We start from the raw sequence: 18,961 nt of genomic DNA, 5'->3' as shown, positions 1-18,961 counted from the left end.
GTCAACTTGACATGCTCGTGCCGTTAAAGATGCCCGGGTAATCCTCTACGTCTTCGTCAATACGACACACTTCTCAGGTGTTCGAAGCAGTCCTGCATCGCCATATTGACGACAAAACACGTAGTCGATGAGAATTTCCTCAAAATTTTCCGTTGAAACCGCTATCATGTGAGTACTCAACCTGAAGAGCGATACATGGCAACGTACAAGGAACTGAAAGCCCAAATGGAAGCTTTGGCCGAGAAAGCCGAAGCTGCACGTGCCGCGGAATTCCAGGCGATCGTCGACGACATCCGCACCAAGGTTGCCGAATTCGGCATTACCGAAAAGGACATTTTCGGTAACCGTCGCGGCCGTCCGGCCAAGCAAGCGGCCGCCCCCGTGCAGGCAAAGTATCGCGACCCGAAGACCGGGGCAACCTGGTCGGGCCGCGGTCGCGCACCCGCATGGATCAAGGACGCGAAGAATCGCAATCGATTCCTGATCCAGGAATAAGATTCTCGACGCGTACCGGCGCGCGGTTTTGCGCGCCGTCCTGCTATTTGGGCATCAATACCGGCGGTATCCAACGACCGCGCCGGGTTGATGAGGCTTTGTCTCATTCGGCGCGCGGCGGCATGCTGCGCGCCGGATCGAATTCGGCCTCGCCCTCGCAATATTTCCTGATTCAACGTTCGTAATAGATCGCAAGCCAGACGGTTTGCGTTTCTTCGTGCGTCCACGCTACGCGATGGCGGCAATGCGGCTCGATCAGCACGTAGTCGCCGGGATGCATTTCATGGCGCGTCGGGCCTTCTTCGAATTCGAGCACCGCCGCCCCCGACAACAGCACGACCCATTCGGCGCGTGCGTCGTCATACCAAAAACCGTCCGGGCTCGTGTGGCCCATCGATACGATTCGCTCGACGTTCAGACGCTGGCCCGTGACAAGGAGGTCGATTTTTTCGTCCTCATCGCGCCGGGCATCGGCGGTGAACAGGTTGCCGGTTTGAAGTTGCATGGGTTGGCCTCGTCGGCGGTATTGGATGGGCGCCAGGGTTGACGGTGGCGGGAAATGTTCACTGTAGCTCAATGGATGCGATTGGAACCGGCTCGTTTCGCTGGAAGGAAACGATGGCGGTACCTATTCCATGATCGGCCAACGAGAGACGATCATCGTCTTTTTTCAATCGCCGCTGTTGGGAGGTATCGCGTCGAGCAGACGGCAGGCTTGGTTTGCGATCGTGTCGGAAAGAACCCGCGGCCGTTCAACTGCTGCGCGGGCATACGAGGCTCGAGCGCGCTGGCCGATACCTCGGCACCGAGGTCGACGATGCGCTTGAGACGGCGGAGCGAACGAAGGCCTGCCCCAACGGCCGGCGAACGGACGTTTGCCGGCCACAAGCGGCCAATGGCTCATCCACAGCGAACGGCCGCTTCCCGTCGGGACGCGGCCGTTCCTGGCGGCAACTGTCACGTTACGCAAATCGTCGGGTTCAGCCAGTCGTTCGAGCCATCCGGTCGGTCACGCGAGCCAGGTTTTGATAGACGCGGCCATCGTGCCGGTCGAGATGCCATATCGGTCATGCAGCGTCGGCAGCGCGCCGGCATCGAGAAATTCGTCAGGCAGTGCGATCTGCCGGAACGACGGTGTCACGCCCGCGCCGAGCAATGTGCGTGCCACGGCTTCGCCGAGTCCGCCGATCACCGTATGGTTTTCCGCGACGATCACCATGCGGCCGGTACGCTTCGCTTCCCGCAGGATCGTGGCGGTATCGAGCGGTTTGATGGTCGGCACGTGCAGTACGCCGACGTCGATGCGGTCCGCCTCCAGCGCTTTCGCGACTTCGAGCGCGCGCATCGTCATGATCCCGGACGAGATCAGCAGCACGTCGTTGCCGTCGCGCAGCAGCTTCGCCTTCCCGAGTTCGAACGTGTAGTCGTATTCGTCGAGGACGGCGGGCACATTGCCGCGTAACAGGCGCGCGTACACCGGGCCTTTGTGTGCGGCGATGCCCGGCACCATCTGCTCGATGTCGAGCGCGTCGCACGGATCGATCACCGTCATGTTCGGCATCGCGCGCATCAGCGCGAGATCTTCGGCAGCCTGGTGACTCGGGCCATAGCCTGTCGTGAGACCGGGCAGTGCCGCCACAATTTTCACGTCGAGGTTGTCCTCGGCGATTGCCTGGTGGATAAAGTCATACGCGCGGCGCGTGGCGAACACCGCATATGTCGTCACGAACGGCTGTGCGCCTTCATGGGCCATGCCTGCCGCCGCCCCCATCAACAGTTGCTCGGCCATGCCCATCTGGTAGTAACGATCGGGAAACGCCTTTGCGAAGATGTGCAGGTCGGTGTATTTGCCGAGGTCTGCTGTCATGCCGATCACGTCGGTCTTCGTGCGTGCGAGTTCGGCAAGCGCCTGGCCGAACGGCGCGGAACGGGTCATCTGGCCTTCTCCCGCGATCGACGCGATCATCGCCGATGTCTTCAGGCGCGGCTTTTTCTCAACGGTGCTCATGCTGTTCTCCCTGCCTCGAGTGCCTCGAGCGCGAGTTGCCACTCGTGCGCGTCGACGCGGATAAAGTGGTTCTTCTCGCGTTGTTCGAGGAACGGCACGCCGCAGCCCATCTTCGTATCGCATACGATGATGCGCGGTTGCGGCTTGTCGTGATTGCGGGCGTTATCGAAAGCCACCTTCACGGCATCGATGTCGTTGCCGTTCACACGCTGCGCATACCAGCCGAATGCCTCGAGTTTCTCGACGAGCGGCTCGAACGCCATGATTTGCGTCGACGGGCCGTCGGCCTGCTGGTTGTTGACATCGACCATCGCGATCAGGTTGTCGAGTTTCCAGTGCGCGGCGGACATCAGGCCTTCCCAGATCGCGCCTTCGTCGAGTTCGCCGTCGGAGAAGAGGGTGTAGACGAACGCGTTCGACCCTTTGCGCCTGAGCCCAAGGCAGCGGCCTACGGCAATCGTCAGGCCGTGGCCGAGGGAGCCACCGGACATCTCCATCCCCGGCGTATAGCTCGCCATGCCGGACATGGGCAGGCGGCTGTCATCGCTGCCATAGGTTTCGAGTTCTTCTGCGGGCAGGACGTCGGCCTCGAAGAGCGCCGCGTACAGCGCAATCGCGTAATGGCCGTTGGACAGCAGGAAGCGGTCGCGATCTTCCCATTCGGGGTCATGCGGGCGGTAACGCATGGCGCCGAAGTACGCCACGGCCAGTACGTCTGCGATGTCGAGCGCCTGGCCGATATAGCCCTGGCCCTGTACTTCGCCCATCAGCAGCGCGTTTCTCCTGATCCGGTACGCACGCTCGGCGAGCGAGACGTCCTCGGCAATGATTTCGGTTTCCATGTATTGCTCCTTCGATATCGAGAGAATCCTGAAAGCGTCAGCGGTTGACGGACCTGGCCGGGACGAGGAACACGAGCGCGGCACCCAGCGTCACCGCCACGGAGATGAAGACGAGGCCCGCCGTCGATTTGCCGGTCAGGTCATTGAGCCAGCCGACGATGGCGGGCGAGAAGAATCCCGCCAGATTGGCGAAACAGTTCACGGCGGCGATGCCCGCCGCGGCCGATACCCCGCCAAGCAGTGACGTCGGCAAGGACCAGAACTGCGAAGACGATGCGAGGATGCCGGCGGCAGCAACACTCAGGCAGATAATCGACGCCGCGACGCTGCCCAGCGCGGGCAACGCGGCGAAACCCGCTGCGGCGATCAGCATGGGAATCGCGAGGTGGAAGCGGCGTTCGCGTCGGCGGTCCGCGCTCATGCCGATCAGCGGCAGCGCGACGAGTGCGCACAGGTAGGGAATCGCGGTGAAAATGCCGACCCAAAGCGGGTCCGATACACCGGCTTTGCGTACGATGGTGGGCAGCCAGAAAGTCAGACCGTACTGGCCGAGCACGACGCAGAAGTAGATCGCGGCCATCAGCCACAGGCGGCGGTCGCCGATGAACGCCCCGATCGAGAGATGAGCCGTCTTGTGCGCATCGTCTCCCGCGACATTGCGGGCGAGCAGTGCCTTTTCGGAGTCTGTGAGCCACGTTGCCTTGGCGATGCCGTCATCGAGGTACAGCAGGATCGCGATGCCCAGCACCAGCGACGGCACGGCTTCGAGCAGGAACAGCCACTTCCAGCCCGCCATCGACATCGCGCCCTCGAGCGAATGCATGATCGAACCCGACAGCGGGCCGCCGATGATGCCTGCCAGCGGAATCGCCATGAAGAACAGCGACAGCGCCTTTGCGCGGCGCACGGAGGGAAACCAGTAGGTCAGGTACAGGATCACGCCCGGCGCAAATCCCGCTTCGGCCACGCCGAGCAGAAAACGCAGCATGTAGAAGACGGTTGGCGATTTGACGAACACGAAGCTCGCGGAGATCAGCGCCCACGTGAGCATGATCCGCGCAAGCCACTTGCGCGCACCGACTCGGTGGAGAATGAGATTGCTTGGCACTTCGAACAGAAAGTAGCCGAGAAAGAAGATACCCGCGCCTACGCCGTAGACGGTCTCGCTGAAACGCAGATCGCTCAGCATCTGCAGCTTCGCAAAGCCTACGTTGACGCGATCGAGATACGCGCCCAGGTAGCACAGCATCAGAAAGGGAATCAGGCGGCGGCTGACCTTCGCGTAGGTTTTTGCCTCGAATGTCGGCGAGTCGCCGCACTGGATCGCATCGCCCGCGACGGCCGATGCGCTGTATCTGGATTTCATGTGTCTGTCTCCTGCCACGGCCCCGGTGGGTCCCGGGTGCTTCGGGATGCCGCGCACGCGCGGCGCTGTCGTTAGTGAATCAACATGCCGCCGTTCACGTCGAGTGTGATGCCGGTCAGGTAGGTCGAAAGGTCGCTGACCAGAAAGAGGCAGGCATTCGCGACATCGGCTGCGTCGCCGAGGCGCCCGAGGGGGATGCCCTTGATGATGTCGGCGCGCATGTCGGGCGTGAGTTTGTCGCCCGTGATGTCCGTCTGGATGAGACCCGGCGTGATGGAATTGACACGGATATGATCCGCGCCGAACTCGCGCGCCATGGCTTTGGCGAGTCCGAGCACACCGGCCTTGGCGGCGCTGTAGTGCGGTCCGCCGAAGATGCCGCCGCCGCGTTGCGCGGAAACGGACGACATGCACACGATGCTGCCGCCGTTTTGCGCCTTCATCGCGGGAATCACTGCCTGCGACATATGGAGCGTGCCACGCAGATTGACGTCGACGATCGCGTCGAAATCCTTGCCGCCGATTTCGAGCGTGCGAACCGGCTGCGTGATACCTGCATTATTGATGAGGCCGTCGATGCGGCCGTACCGTTCGAGCGTCGCACGCGCGGCGGCGACACAAGCGTCCTTGTCGGTGACGTCGCAGGCGAGGCCGAGATGGTCGGCGCCGAGATCGGCGGCAGCGGTTTGCGCGTCGTCCTTGCGCAGGTCGAGAATCACGACACGCGCCCCCTCTGCGGCCAGCGCCTTTGCGGTCGCCTTGCCGATACCACGGGGCGACGCCGCGCCCGTCACCACGATAATCTTGTTCTCGAGCAGCATTGCCTGTCTCCGGGGTGTTGATGTGTGCCCGTAGTGTCGGTGGACGGGGCAACGGCATCAACGCGGAAACGCTCAACAATGGCTGAGAAAAATTCAGATGACCGCCGCCTCCCGCTCGATCCATGCGAGAAAGCGTTCGACGCGCGGCAATTCGGCGTTTTGCGTCGGGTAAACCAGATGATGTGCGCCGACTTCAACGGAATATGTCTCGTCGAAAACAGGCACCAGCAGTCCGTCCCTGATTTTCACCGATGCGAGCGTCAGGCTCTCGAGTGCGATGCCGAGGCCGAGTGCCGCCGTTTCGATCGACATGTACGAGCGGTCGAAGGAAAAATCGAACGTCTTCTGCTTCGCGGATACGCCTGTCCTGCCGAACCATTGCTTCCACTGGACGAGCGGAGTCTCTGAATAGATCAGACGATGCGCCAGCAGGTCTTCCGGGGTCTCGACGGGATGCCGCTCAAGATAGGCAGGCGAAGCAAGCGGCGCAATGAATTCGCCACGCACTGTTTTCACTTCCAGCGTGTCCCAGTTGCCGTAACCGTGCCGGATGTCGATGTCGTAGTAGCCGTTCGAAAAAGAGACGTTCTCGTATGAGCACGCGAGATTGAGCTGAATGTCGCCATTCGCTTCCTGAAACGACGATAACCGGGGAAGCAGCCACATGAGTCCGAAGCTCGGACTCGAATGCACCCGCAAGATGTCAACCTCCGTGCGGCTCGACGCCCGCTCGGTCGCGCGGCTCAGATCCGCAAGCGACCCGGTCACGTCGGAGAGGTAGCGCTCGCCCGTGGGCGTCAACACGAGACCACGCCCGGACCGCTGGAACAACGGCTGGCCGACGATTGATTCGAGATTGCTCAGCTGATGGCTCACGGCCGACGCCGTCAGACCCAGTTCTTCCGCTGCGCGATTCACGCTTTTGGTTCTGGCGACACTCTCGAACGCAATGATGGACTTGAGCGGGGGAATACGCATCGTGACATTCTTTCGGTTGCGGTAGAAGGAAACCGACTTGTTCGCACGACATCTGCCCTGCCATCCTGTCGGCAACCCGCACAGCGTACACGCATCCGATACGACGGCAAGCGCGATGCGACCAGTCAAGCGTCTCGGCTTCCAACCACAATCCGACCTGGCGCCGTGCACGACTGCGCAGGACAGCGACATGCATTGTCCGGCTTTCCCTCCTGACGCGCGATCGCTTTTCGTCACCTGACGAGCAAGTCACGGCCCCGGACTCCCTCATTCAGCGAGCCATCTGCTGTCCGGGCTGCCGGCTTCGTTCGCGGGGATCGTCAGCATCTCGTCCATCGGCCGTGCGGAGGCAACGGCCGGTTTGCGTCTGCCCGGCCGGCTCACGAGAATCGCAGCCCGCCAATGCTACGTATGGTCACGTACCGTAGACAAAAGCCACCACGCGTTAATCCGTCGCCGGAATCCACGAGGCCGTCACCGCGTCGCTTGCGCGGAACGCGGGAAACTTCGCGCTAAGCTCCGCGATCGTGTGGATGTCGTTCTTCACGAGATCATCGCGCGTGATCAGCGTCGGCTTGACCACGATCCGCCGGCCCGGATCTTGCCCCGCGACGAGCAGCGCGGCGGCCCGCACCGACACCGCGCCGACGACCGCGGGATTCGTCGCGGCCGTCGCGACCCATGCGCTGCCGGGCGCGCGAATCGCCTCGATATCGGCGGTCGAAATGTCGGCGCTATAGATGCGCAACTTCGACGCCAGCTTCGCCTCGTCGGCCGCGAGCTTCGCACCGCGCGCGAATTCGTCGTAAGGCGCGAACACCACGCGGATGTCGGGATGCGCGCGATAGGCGGCCGCGGCCTGGTTCGCGACCGATTGCGCGATCGGATTGTCGACGGTGCCCCAGCGCGCCTGCTCGCGCACCTTCGGATGCGCGCGCTTGAAGTCCCGCCACGCGGCGTCGCGCCGGTCGAGCGGCGCGAATCCGGCGACGTACACGTAGCCGGCCGAGAACGCATCGCCGTTGTCCTTCACCGCCTGGTCGAGCAGCAAGTTCGCGAGGTCGCGATCGCTCTGTTCGATCTGCGGCACCTTCGGGTTACCGAGGTCGACATCGAACGCGACGACCTTGATGCCCTTGTCCAGCGCGCGCTGCACGACGTCCTTCAGCGATTCGGGGAGCCCGTGGTTGACGATGATCGCCGACACACCGACGCTGATCGCCTGCTGGATCTGCTCGCGCTGCTCGGTTGCGTCCTGGCGGCCCTCGTAGATGCGCAGGTCGATACCGAGCGCCTTCGCCTGCTTCTGCGCGCCGGCCTCGTATGCCTGGAAGAAATCGCCGGTCGACAGGTAGTTGACGAGCGCGACCTTCACTCCGCCCTTGTCGAACGGCGCGGGTGCGCCTTTGAGCGGGCCGGCATGCGATGCGGGCACGGTCAACGCGGCAACGGACAGGAGCGCGAGCGCGCGGATCATCCGGACGGGGCGCAACGGACGGCGAAACGGGAATCGCATGCGGGTCTTCCTTGGCTGGTGTCGGTATCCGGAAAATCTATCAGCGCGGCGAACCGCTTCAAACCGAGCGATTCGGCAATCGATATTCCTTCGGATGGCAAATCGTTGAAGCCGACCACGTCGCGCCTGGCACAAGCATTCGAGCGCGCGCGTGATATGCGTAGCAGGAATCGATGGTTAGCGCGCGGGAGCGTTGTCATTAGAGTCGCAAAGTTCAGCTCCCTCTTTTTTCAGCGCCCATCGACGCCATGACCCGTCCCGCCCGAACCCGTCGCACCTTTGCCGCCGCCCTGCTGACGCTCGCCGCCGTCGCCGCGCTCTCCCCTGCCCGCGCGCAAAGCGATGCAGCAGCAAGTAACGCCGCCGTACCGTCGCTGAAAGGCAAGCGCATCGGCATCACGGCGATCGGCACCGATCATTATTGGGACCTGAAGGCATACCAGGGTGCGATCGACGAAGTGAAGCGGCTCGGCGGAACGCCGATCGCACTCGACGCCGGCCGCAACGACAACCGCCAGATCGCGCAGATCCAGACGCTGATCGCGCAGAAGCCCGATGCGATCATCGAGCAGCTCGGCACGGCGAGCGTGCTCGAACCGTGGCTGCAAAAGATCCGGCAGGCCGGCATTCCGCTGTTCACGATCGACACGGCCTCGCCGTCGAGCCTCAACGTCACGACCTCGGACAACTTCTTCATCGGCGAGCAACTCGCGCTGAAGCTCGTCAACGACATCCACGGCGAAGGCAACATTCTCGTGTTCAACGGCTTCTACGGCGTGCCGGTGTGCGCGATCCGCTATGACCAGTTGAAGGCGGTGCTCAAGTACTACCCGAAGGTGAAGATCCTGCAGCCCGAGTTGCGCGACGTGATTCCGAACACCGTGCAGAGCGCGTACGCGCAGGTCAGCCAGTTGCTCGCGAAATACCCGAAGGGGCAGATCGCCGCGATCTGGGCCGCGTGGGACGTGCCGCAAGTCGGCGCGACGCAGGCCGTCGACGCCGCGCGCCGCAGCGAAATCAGGACCTATGCGGTGGACGGCAGCCCCGATGTCGTCGCGCTCGTGAAAGACCCGAAATCGAGCGCGGCGGCCGTGGTCGCGCAACAACCCGCGCTGATCGGCAAGACCGCGGTCGACAACGTCGCGCGCTACCTGGCCGGCGAGCGCACGCTGCCGCCCTATACGTATGTCCCGTCGCTGCTCGTCACGAAGGACAACGCCGGCTCGGCCCAGCAGACGCTCGGGCAGGCCGCCGCCCCGAAATGAGCGCCGACACGCGCCCGCCCGCGCTGGCGCTGCGCGGGATCGTCAAACACTTCGACGGCGTGCCGGCGCTGCGCGGCGCGTCGCTCGACGTCGCGCGCGGCACCGTGCACGGGCTGATCGGGCAGAACGGCGCCGGCAAGTCGACGCTGATCCGGATTCTCGCCGGCATCGACACGGCCGATGCCGGTACGATCGCGATCGACGGTGCGACACAGGCACTCGCACACCGCGCGCCGCCGGAGGGCATTGCGTTCATTCATCAGGAGCGTCTGCTGCCGGCGACTTTCACGGTCGCCGAGGCGCTGCAGTTCGGCAACGAACCGGCCTATGGCGCGGGGCCGCTCGGGCTGCTGGCGGCACGCCGGATGCGACGCGATGCCAGCGACGCGCTGCACGCGCATTTCGGCCTCGACCTGCCGCCGAACCGCCTGATTGCCGAATTGAGCGTCGCCGAGCGGCAGATCGTGCAGATCACGCGCGCGCTGATGCGCGACCCGCGCATCCTCGTGCTCGACGAACCGACCGCCGCGCTCGTCAGCAGCGAGGTCGACCGCCTGCTGCAGACACTCGACCGGCTGCGGCGCCGCGGGCTGACGATCCTCTACGTGTCGCACTACCTGAACGAGATCGCGGCGATCTGCGATCGCGTCACCGTGCTGCGCGACGGCACCGACGTTGCGCACGTCGACGCACGGACCACGCCGACCGAGGCGCTCGTCGCGGCGATGATCGGCACCGGGATCGCCGCACGATCGCAAGCGCCGGTGCGCGTGCCCGGCCCGTCCGCGCTGCGGGTCGCCGGCCTCGCGGCGCCCGGCCGGTTCGACGACGTGTCGTTCGAGGTCCGGCGCGGCGAGATCGTCGGTGTCACGGGGCTGCTCGGTTCCGGCGGAAAGCAGGTCGTGCGCAGCCTGTTCGGTCTCGAACGCGGCGTGCGCGGCACGGTGACGCTCGACGGCCGCGTGACGCGGCTGCGCAGCCCGCGCGACGCGGTGCGTCGCGGCATCGCGTTCGTGCCGGAAGACCGCCGCTCGCACGGCATCGCGCCGAGCCTGTCCGTGCGCGAGAACATCACGCTCGCGAGCCTTGCGCGCTTCACCCGATTCGGTCTGGTCGCGCGGCGCCGCGAGGACGACGCGGTGCAACGGCTGATCGCCGCGCTCGACGTGCGGGCGCCCGGCCCGGACGCGCCGGTGCGCCAGCTGTCCGGCGGCAACCAGCAGAAAGTCGCGCTCGCGAAATGGCTGAGCCGCGGCGCCGATCGCACGTCGCCGGTGTATCTCTTCGACGAGCCGACGGTGGGCGTCGATATCGGCGCCAAAGCGGAAATCTACCGGCTGCTCGATCGCCTCGCACGCGACGGCGCGGCGATCCTGCTGTTCTCGAGCGACCTGATCGAGCTGCTGGACGTCACCGATCGCGTGCTCGTGATGGCACGCGGCCGGATCGTGCGCGACGTCGCGACCCGCGACGCCACGCGCCACGATCTGCTCGCGTGGGCGACCGGCGCACGCGGCCACACGCCGCGGCAGGAGGTGGCCGCATGAACCGGATCCTCGATCGTGCGCCGCCCGGAGCGGCGTTCGCGCGGCTGCCGGGCACGTTCGGCGCACAATTCTGGCTGCGCTGGGGCGCGGCACTGGCGTTCGCCGTCGTGTGTGCGGTGTTTGCCGCGAGTTCGCCGCTCTTTCTGACCGTCGCAAACCTCGCGAACGTGCTGCAGCAGTCGGCCGTGGTCGGCATCCTCGGATTCGGGTTGACCGCCGTGCTGATCGGCGGCGGCCCCGATCCGATCCGCGGCGGTCTCGACCTGTCGGTCGCGGCGAACATGGGCCTCTGCGCAGCCGTGCAGGCCGTCGCGCTGCGCGACGGGGCGCCTGACGGCGCGGCGCTTGCGCTGATGCTGGCCACCGGCGCGGCGGTCGGTGCGCTCAATGCATTCGCGGTGATCGCGCTGCGGATCGTCCCGCTGCTGGCCACGCTGACGACGATGAATCTCTGCGCCGGCTTCGAACTGGTGCTGACGCAGAACACGTCGGTCGCGGCGGCGAGCCCGGTGCTCACCTTTCTGATCGACAGCGGCCCGTTCGACGTACCGCATCTCGCGCCCGCGTTGCTGATCGTCGCGCTGCTGTTCGGCGTGCTGCTGCACCGAACCCGCTTCGGCCTGCGGCTCGCCGCGACCGGTGCGCATCGCGATGCCGCCCGCGCGGCCGGACTGCGCGTGAACGCGTATGTCGCGGCCAGCTACGTGCTGAGCGGCGTCTCCGCCGCGCTGGCCGCGCTTGCGTCGAGTGCCTTGCTGAGCGGCAGCTCGCCCGGCGCCGGCGAAAACCTGCTGGCCGTCGTCGCGGTCGCGCTGCTCGGCGTCGTGTTCTCGCGGCGGCTCGTGCCGACGATACCGGGCACGCTGCTCGCCGCGCTGTTCGTCGGCATCGTCGGCAACGGCTTCCAGCTCGACAACGTGTCGAGCTACTGGGTCAACGGCGTCGAAGGCGCGCTGATCCTGTTCGTCGTCGCGACGACCGCGCTGATTCGGCGCCGCCATACGGAACACCATGCCCATGACTGAACGGATCGGCCGCCTGCAGCGGTTCTCGCTCGTGGCGGCACTGCTCGCGGTGATCGCCTTCTTCGCCGTGTTCGCACCGGGGTTCGCGCGGCCCGCCAATCTCGCCGACGTGCTGGTGAACAACTTCGCGCTGCTTGCGATCGCCGCGCTCGGGATGACGCTCGCGCTGTCGATCGGCGCGGTCGACCTGTCGCTGGGCACCGCGATCGACGTCGCGAGCCTCGTGTTCGTGCAGCTGGTCGCGCATCAGGTGGGCGTGCTGCCGGCCCTGCTCGGCGGCCTCGGTGCGGCGGTGCTGGTCGGCACGTTCAACGGCGCGCTGGTCGCCGGCCTCGGGATCGCACCGTTTCTCGCGACGCTCGGCACGCTGTTCATCGGCCAGACCGTCCAGCAGCTCGCCACCGGCGGCGGCCAGCCCGTCTACCTGCTGAACGTGGCGCTACCGCCGCTGTTCGGCGCGCTCGCACACGGTACGCTCGCGGGCGTGCCGGTGCCGCTGTGGTGCGTCGTCGTGCTCGCCGCGGCCGTGCATGTCGTGCTCGCGCATTCGGCGTTCGGGCGCTACAGCGCCGCGCTCGGCGCGCAGCCGGGCGTCGCGCGCCATTCGGGGCTGCCGGTCGCGGCGACCGTCGTGGCGACGTTCGTCGCGAGCGCGCTCGTCTACGGCGTGGTCGGCCTGCTGCTGTCGTCGACGGTCAAGGCCTATGTTCCGCAGGCCGGCAACGGCTTCCTGCTGAACGCGATCGGCGCGACCTTCATCGGCACGACGCTGTCGCCGACACGCCGTCCAGGCGTCACCGGCACCCTGCTCGGCGTGCTGCTGATCAGCCTCGTCGCCAACGGGCTGCTGCTGATCGGCTGGAACTTCTACTGGCAGCAGGTCGCCACCGGCGCGCTGATCCTCGCGGTGCTCGCGCTGAGTTTCATGGGGCGGCGTGTACGCGCCGCGTGAGCCGCCGCACGCCGTGCCCTCCCTACACCACGCTCAGGCGCGGGCGTCCGCGTGCCGGCCGATGCCGAACGTGAACGCCAGCGCGAGCACCAGCAGCGCCCCTTTCACGAAATCCTGCAGGTAATACGGCGCATTGAGCATCGTCAGGCCGTTGAGCAGCACACCGACGAACACGGCCCCGACCACGGTGCCGAACACGTTCGGCCGTTTCGCGCCCCACACCGCGTACCCGACCAGCGCGGCGGCCACCGCGTCGAGCAGCAGCGAGTGCCCGGCGCTGACGTCGCCGCGCCCGACGCGGGCGGCGATCAGCACGCCCCCCAGTGCCGCAATTGCGCCCGATACGACATACGCCGCGACCCGGTAGCGCGCCGCGGGCGCACCGGCCAGCCGCGCGGCCGTCTCGTTGCCGCCGATCGCATAGATCACGCGGCCCCAGCGCGTCGCTTCCATCGCGATGCAAGCCAGCACCGTCACCGCCGCCAGTATCAGAACCGGCAACGGCACCACGTCGAACACACGCAGGCGCCCGAGCGCGAGAAACGCGTCGGGAAACATGCCGCTCGCTTCCGTGCCGTCGGGCAGCACCGAACCGGTCGCGAGCGAATGCCCGCCGGTCGGAATCAGCTGCAGGCCCGCGAGCAGGAACAGCGTGCCGAGCGTCGCAAGCTGGTCCGGCACGCGCAAGCGCGTGATCAGCACACCGTTGAACAGGCCGGCTGCCACACCGAGCGCAACGCAGGCCGCCACCGCCGCGAGCGCGCTGCCGTGCCAGACAACCAGCACATAGCTCGCCGCCATCTGCGCGGATGCGGCGATGCTGCCCACCGACAAGTCGAAGCCGCCCGCCGCGAGCGTGATCGTCACACCGATCCCGAGCAGCGCGACGATCGACACCGCCTGCAGGATGCTGAACAGGTTGTCCACTTTCAGGAACGCGGGCTCGTTGACGGTAAAGACGACGACCAGCGCGGCAAGCACGAGCAGGATGCCGGTGCGTTCGAGGCCGGCGCGCAGGCGGGCCGACGCGGGCAGCGCCGGCCTGGCGGACGGCGCATCGGCTGCAACGGCAGGTGTGGCGGATTTCGGCATCGTCATGGATCAGTCCGACGGGTGGGAGGATGAATGATCGAGCGTCGCGCGATCGAACCGGACGACTCGATCGGCGACTTCGACCGCTTCCTCGAGATCGCTGACGAACACGAGCGTCGCGCGTTCGTGCGCATGGCGCCGCAACATGTCGACGATATCGGCGCGCGCACCGGCGTCGATGCCCTGGAACGGTTCGTCGAGCAACAGCAGCCGCGCGGGTTCCGCGTGCCAGCGGGCGAGCACGACCTTCTGCTGGTTGCCACCGGACAGCCGCACGAGACGGTCGTCGGGGCCCGTGCAGCGAATTCCGAAGCGCGCGATCGCGGCGGCGGCCGCCGTGCGCTCGCGCGCAGCGCGCACCGCGCCGCCGCCGAACCAGCGCGACAGGAACGGGAAGCTGATCGTGCCCGCGATCGACGCAAACGGCACGCTGTCGGGAAACAGCGACGTGCGCCAGCGGTCCTCGCCGGCGAGGAACACGCCGGCGCGAATCGCGTCGGCAGGTGAACGCGGGCGCCACGGCCTGCCGTCGAGCGTCATCGCGCCCTGCGCCGCACGCACGGCGCCGAAGATCGTGTTTGCGAGGCGCGACTTGCCGCCGCCGACGGGCCCCGCGATCGCGACGATCTCGCCGCGCCGCACGTCGAGATCGAACGGCGCGCTGGACTGCGTCAGGCGCAACCCGCGCACGCTCAGGCCGGTGTCGCCGGGCCGCGCGATCGGCGCCGGGCCCGGCGCACGCGCCTTCGGCAACGGCCGCCCGATCATCGTTTCGACCGCCGCGTCGAAATCGACCGGTGCGGCGAGATCGGCGACGATCCGTCCGTCGCGCACGATCGCGACGCGATCGGCGATACGGCGCAGGTCGCCGAGCCGGTGCGACACCAGCAGGACCGCGCCCCCTTCGTCACGCAATGTATCGAGCAGCGCGAACAGGCGCTCGGCCTCCGGCGCCGACAGGCTCGCGGTCGGTTCGTCGAGGATCAGCAGGCCCGGCTGCCCGGCAAGTGCTCGCGCGAGCGTCACACGCTGCTGGTCCGCCAGCGAAAGCGACGCGAGCGGCGCCGCCAGGTCGGCATCGAGCCCGACGCGTTCGGCGAGCGGCCGGGCGGCATCGCGCCGGGCGGCCGGCGGCACGCGCCACGGCGATGCCGGATCGCACAGCCGGTCGAGCAGCAGGTTGTCGGCGATCGACAGCGTCGGCACCACCGCGTCGGCAACCGACTGATGCACGGTCGCGATGCCGAGCTGCTTCGCCGCGTGCGGCGACGCGGGCCGGTAAGGCGTGCCGCGCAGCGTCAGCGTGCCGCCGTCGTGACGGATCACGCCGCTCAGGATCTTGACGAACGTCGATTTGCCCGCGCCGTTGGCCCCCATCAGCGCGACGACTTCGCCGGCGCCGATCGACAGGTCGAGCGATGCGAGCGCGGTCGTCGCGCCGAAGCGCTTCGACACGCCGATGGCCGTCAGGACGGGCGGCCGCGCGACGCGATGCCGTCGATCTACTCGGAGATTGGATGAAGTCGTCGTCAATGCGGTGTCGAAAAGATGTGCCTCTCGGCGGGCGGTGCCATGTGCGCAACGCCACCTGGTCACCGGAAACGTGCGGGGGATGCTTTGCGCGGGGGCAATCCCGCTTTGGCGGGGACGCCATGTCGCGGCTCATCGACTTCGGCCTCCACGTCGATCCGCGTCGAGCATGACTGTGCACCGGGCAGGCATCGACGCCGGTTCGGCCAATCTAGCGTGCCGCACGATGTACCCGCAAACAACGATTTCTGTCATCGATATGACGTGGGCGAGAATCCCGACTCCGCACCCTGTCACGATCCTTACGCTGCCGGAGATGTGCGAACCGCTGCGTGACGCGCTCTAATATTTTTTCTTTACCAGACTTTGTTTACCTGAAAATATAGCCCCGCAGTTCGCGCGATTTGCAAAGAGTCCGGACATTTGCGGATACGCGTATCGCCGGCCCGGCATCGACCTGAATACGCGGCACCTCGTCACGCTTGGAGTAAGCAGTGCCATGAGCGGCTGCGAGAATCAATTGTGTTTCCGGCCTGGCGCTGCCTTGCATCTCGGCATCTCGGCATCTCGGCGTATGGCGCCGAGCAGATCCGCGAGGTATTCATTGCAAGGTTTTGCCGGGAATGCGCGGGCGTTCAATGCGGCAGCCATTTTCACATCCGTCGCCGACACGTTCCAGAATAACGAATAGCATGATGCCCTCGACCCGGTGGCAACTGATCGTGACGTATGTGTGCGCCGACGCAGCCGTGACGGTTTCGTCTCGCATCCTGCAGTTCTATGCCACCTGGCTTTTGCTGAAGGGTATCGCGAACCCGTCGGCACTCACGCTGACGCTGGTCGCAACGTGGGCGACGACCCTGCTGATCCTTCCGTTCACCGGCATCGTCGCCGACCGAGTCCGCAAAAGTACGGTTTTGCTGGGCGCATCGTTGCTTGCCCTTGCGTCGGTGATACCGGTCGTCGTCGTCGCACTTGCGCTTCACGGCACCTACACGAACTGGCTTATCGTCGTCATCGTCATCGCGAGTGTGACTTCGAGCGTCGCCGTGGCGGCCCTTATGCCGCTGAGCACGCCGCTCATACCTGAAATTTCACCGGATGCCGACGAGGTCCGTCGAGGTCTGCGCCTGAAGGCGTCGGGTTTCATCCTGAATATCCTGTTCGGCCCGACGCTGGCAGGTTTCATGATCGGGGCATTCGGCGGCGAGTCCGCGTTATGGGTGAGTGTCGCAAGCAGTTGTTTCGGCGTCGTAGCGGCGCTCGCCTTCCACATATCATTCAGCGCGGGCCAATCGGTGCACGCGCACTCCGGCGAAGCGCCGTCGTTTTTTCAGGATCTGCGCCGCGGGATGCAGCGGGTGCTTGGTATTCGAGCCGAGCGGGCGATCGCGACAGCGTCGCTGCTTGCCAACATGCTGTTCGTCCCGTTCGTTTTCTTCCTGTTGCCGGCCAAGGTTCTCGCGGAGGGCGGCTCGATGCTGAACGTCGCCGGCATCGAACTGTCATTGGGTGCGGGCGTATTGGCGGCTTCGGCCTTGCTGATCCAGCAAGCACGACGCATTGTTTCCGATCACGCCACTTCGATCGTCGGCATTGCAATGATCGGCGCCTCCATCTTCGCGTTCGGTTGCTCGCACACGCTCCCCGTCTGGTGCATGCTCGGTTTCGCATTGGGTACCGGATTGACGATGTTCAACGTCACCGTCAATTCGAAACGGGCAATGGCCATTCCAGCCGGGCATCGTGCCGGTATGGAATCGAGCCTGATGTTTCTTTGCACGGCCGCTGCTCCTTTGGGTATCTGGATGTCGGGCGCGGCGCTGAAGACCTTGTCGCCAAACGCAGTCATCATCTACGGCAGCGAACTTTTCGTATTTGCGCTCCTTTGCATTGCCTTTTCCCGGCCGTTGAGGCTCATGCTCAATTCCGACGATGGTGGCTCGCCTCACTATCTCCAGACCAACCGGGAACTTTTCGACCTTCAATCGCCGTCGTGACCTGTCCATTCCTGCCAGTGCCGAGTGTGGCTTCGTCATTGTCGACGGCGTTCGATTCCCGGCTGAAGTCCACGTATGACGATCGACTCGAATAACGCTCAACGCATGCGCCAGAGCTGTATCCCGACAGGGTTCGCGCATACTTTGCGGCCGCGCAGCCAGGCGGATCAGTTCACAAATCAAAATCAATGTGCCAATATGACCGGCATGGAACTCCGTAACGTCCCGAACCAATTTCGTCATCATCACGGCCGTCACTCGATGCGCCGTGGTTCGTTACGTCCATAGCAGGACATCCGGGATTGCAGTTCCCCCTTCCTGTACACACGACCAAGGCGCCTACGGCGCCTTTTTTATTTTTTACCCCGAGGAGAACGCTCATGACCATGATCAAGCTCGACATGTAAGTAGCGTTCCTGCAGGTTCTCGCACAGATACTTGGACAACGTGCTTTTGCCCGAGCTACTTGGCCCGTTAAGTACAACGATGGCTCCCGGAGGGGGGAGCGTTTCGGTGATCGGCATCACGGAGCCCGTTCTAAGCCCGAAGGGGCGACTAGCTGATTGATAGGCGATATTGCGTCAGTCCCGGACGATCAATGCGTTCCTTGATCGCAAAGCCATGGCGCTCGTAGAACGGAATATTGCGCGACTCTGCGGTTTCCAAGGAAATCATCCCAGATGGTTCGATCTCGCGAAGATGCGCCAAGGTCGCATTTAGGAGCGTCGACCCGATCCCTTCGCCTTGTAGCATCGGGGACACACCGATGAACTCAATCCAGCTTGAGTTTGCAACAGAGGAGTTCGAGCCAGAACTCTCGCGAAGCAGATCGATTCTTCGCAAGGATAGTTCGCCACAGGTGCTTGCGATCTGATGTCCCAGCTCGGCAAAGTTGCCGGATGATTCTGCGCGGGACGCCGGCGCAAAGTAGCTCACGGCAACGAGGTCACCGCTACGCCACGCGCCCAAAGCAGGCATGAGCGCATCGTGGTGATATCTCAAATAGCTTCTCAGATAGTTTGTGCGGCGCTCGTCGAATCCCCAGTTTTCAGCGAACAGGCACCAGGCAAGGATGGGGTCTTGTTCGAACGCTGCATCCAGCAAAACCAACGCCGATTCAAGGAACTGATGCGGCAGGGGCGCTACCGATAGTTTTGTATCGTGCATGTTCGGTTTAGGCAGCAGGCGCTCGTTGAATGAATTGGCGTAACTTACAGCGTAGCTTTTGATTTTGAGCCTTATCAGATAAGGTGCTGGTACTGCTGCATCATTGGGGTGACGGGTGCAGGTGCTGTGGTGGGTTGGGTGCTCATGTGACCGGGAAAAGTTACTTTGGCTACCCGAGTTTACCAGTGGCTTCGGCGTTCACGCGCGAAGTTCGCCGTTTGACCAGGTGCGGGTGATCGTGAGCGGCAGCCAAGCGTTTCCAAACTCTCGCGACGCTAGACAACGAACAAGCAATCACAAAATATCAGAGACGGACCATTAGTACATACCTTCGCCCGGCTTGCACCAGGGCAAAGG

17 protein-coding genes are annotated in these 18,961 nt (G+C 64.8%); 6 read left to right on the top strand and 11 right to left on the bottom strand.

Going from position 1 to position 18,961, the window contains the following annotated elements; translation table 11 throughout:
- Positions 1-195: 195 nt before the first annotated feature.
- Positions 196-495: an H-NS histone family protein gene (locus APZ15_RS34230; protein ID WP_021160271.1), complete on the top strand. Its 300-nt coding sequence runs from the start codon at positions 196-198 to the stop codon at positions 493-495.
- Positions 496-667: 172 nt separating this feature from the next.
- Here the strand turns inward: APZ15_RS34230 and APZ15_RS34225 are convergent, their stop codons facing one another.
- From APZ15_RS34225 to APZ15_RS34195, 7 genes are all read right to left on the bottom strand, one after another.
- Positions 668-1,000: a cupin domain-containing protein gene (locus APZ15_RS34225; RefSeq protein ID WP_027792034.1), complete on the bottom strand. Its 333-nt coding sequence runs from the start codon at positions 998-1,000 to the stop codon at positions 668-670.
- A gap of 504 nt (positions 1,001-1,504) precedes the next feature.
- On the bottom strand, positions 1,505-2,503 hold the full coding sequence (locus APZ15_RS34220) for a transketolase family protein (RefSeq protein ID WP_027792035.1): 999 nt from the start codon (positions 2,501-2,503) through the stop codon (positions 1,505-1,507).
- Positions 2,500-3,345, bottom strand: coding sequence for a transketolase (locus APZ15_RS34215; protein ID WP_027792036.1), 846 nt, complete (start codon positions 3,343-3,345; stop codon positions 2,500-2,502). The genes APZ15_RS34220 and APZ15_RS34215 overlap by 4 nt, the downstream gene beginning before the upstream one ends.
- Before the next feature lie 37 nt (positions 3,346-3,382).
- Positions 3,383-4,711 (bottom strand): MFS transporter, encoded by a 1,329-nt coding sequence (locus APZ15_RS34210; protein WP_027792037.1) that lies wholly within the window; start codon positions 4,709-4,711, stop codon positions 3,383-3,385.
- 71 nt (positions 4,712-4,782) lie between these two features.
- The gene (locus APZ15_RS34205; RefSeq protein ID WP_027792038.1) at positions 4,783-5,532 is read right to left on the bottom strand and encodes an SDR family NAD(P)-dependent oxidoreductase; all 750 of its coding nucleotides are present in this window, start codon (positions 5,530-5,532) and stop codon (positions 4,783-4,785) included.
- Between the two features lie 93 nt (positions 5,533-5,625).
- Positions 5,626-6,510, bottom strand: a complete 885-nt coding sequence (locus APZ15_RS34200; protein WP_027792039.1) for a LysR substrate-binding domain-containing protein — start codon at positions 6,508-6,510, stop codon at positions 5,626-5,628.
- A 445-nt stretch (positions 6,511-6,955) separates the two neighbouring features.
- Complete coding sequence (locus APZ15_RS34195; RefSeq protein ID WP_027792040.1) at positions 6,956-8,026, bottom strand: substrate-binding domain-containing protein; 1,071 nt, start codon at positions 8,024-8,026, stop codon at positions 6,956-6,958.
- A 248-nt stretch (positions 8,027-8,274) separates the two neighbouring features.
- Between APZ15_RS34195 and APZ15_RS34190 the strand changes: the two genes are divergently transcribed.
- Genes APZ15_RS34190 through APZ15_RS34175 form a run of 4 tightly spaced genes read left to right on the top strand, consistent with a single transcriptional unit; the run spans position 8,275 to position 12,815 of the window.
- Positions 8,275-9,291: a sugar ABC transporter substrate-binding protein gene (locus APZ15_RS34190; RefSeq protein ID WP_027792041.1), complete on the top strand. Its 1,017-nt coding sequence runs from the start codon at positions 8,275-8,277 to the stop codon at positions 9,289-9,291.
- Positions 9,288-10,838, top strand: a complete 1,551-nt coding sequence (locus APZ15_RS34185; RefSeq protein WP_027792042.1) for a sugar ABC transporter ATP-binding protein — start codon at positions 9,288-9,290, stop codon at positions 10,836-10,838. Before APZ15_RS34190 ends, APZ15_RS34185 begins: the two co-directional genes overlap by 4 nt.
- On the top strand, positions 10,835-11,863 hold the full coding sequence (locus tag APZ15_RS34180) for an ABC transporter permease (RefSeq protein ID WP_027792043.1): 1,029 nt from the start codon (positions 10,835-10,837) through the stop codon (positions 11,861-11,863). The genes APZ15_RS34185 and APZ15_RS34180 overlap by 4 nt, the downstream gene beginning before the upstream one ends.
- Positions 11,856-12,815: an ABC transporter permease gene (locus APZ15_RS34175; protein WP_027792044.1), complete on the top strand. Its 960-nt coding sequence runs from the start codon at positions 11,856-11,858 to the stop codon at positions 12,813-12,815. The genes APZ15_RS34180 and APZ15_RS34175 overlap by 8 nt, the downstream gene beginning before the upstream one ends.
- Before the next feature lie 33 nt (positions 12,816-12,848).
- Here APZ15_RS34175 and APZ15_RS34170 read toward each other — a convergent pair whose 3' ends face one another.
- A complete protein-coding gene (locus APZ15_RS34170) occupies positions 12,849-13,913 on the bottom strand; it encodes an ABC transporter permease (protein ID WP_226153240.1) in 1,065 nt (354 codons plus the stop codon).
- A gap of 3 nt (positions 13,914-13,916) precedes the next feature.
- Complete coding sequence (locus tag APZ15_RS34165; RefSeq protein ID WP_027792046.1) at positions 13,917-15,440, bottom strand: sugar ABC transporter ATP-binding protein; 1,524 nt, start codon at positions 15,438-15,440, stop codon at positions 13,917-13,919.
- 689 nt (positions 15,441-16,129) lie between these two features.
- Between APZ15_RS34165 and APZ15_RS34160 the strand changes: the two genes are divergently transcribed.
- A complete protein-coding gene (locus tag APZ15_RS34160) occupies positions 16,130-17,437 on the top strand; it encodes an MFS transporter (RefSeq protein ID WP_027792047.1) in 1,308 nt (435 codons plus the stop codon).
- 353 nt (positions 17,438-17,790) lie between these two features.
- Here the strand turns inward: APZ15_RS34160 and APZ15_RS42800 are convergent, their stop codons facing one another.
- A complete protein-coding gene (locus APZ15_RS42800) occupies positions 17,791-17,961 on the bottom strand; it encodes a phosphotransferase-like protein (RefSeq protein WP_080982067.1) in 171 nt (56 codons plus the stop codon).
- Between the two features lie 31 nt (positions 17,962-17,992).
- A complete protein-coding gene (locus tag APZ15_RS34155; RefSeq protein ID WP_027792048.1) occupies positions 17,993-18,604 on the bottom strand; it encodes a GNAT family N-acetyltransferase in 612 nt (203 codons plus the stop codon).
- Positions 18,605-18,961: the final 357 nt, after the last annotated feature.

The organism is Burkholderia cepacia ATCC 25416 (assembly GCF_001411495.1).
Classification (GTDB): Bacteria; Pseudomonadota; Gammaproteobacteria; order Burkholderiales; family Burkholderiaceae; genus Burkholderia; species Burkholderia cepacia.
The sequence above is the reverse complement of the archived record's forward strand: the minus strand, read 5'-3'. Positions and strand labels throughout refer to the sequence as shown.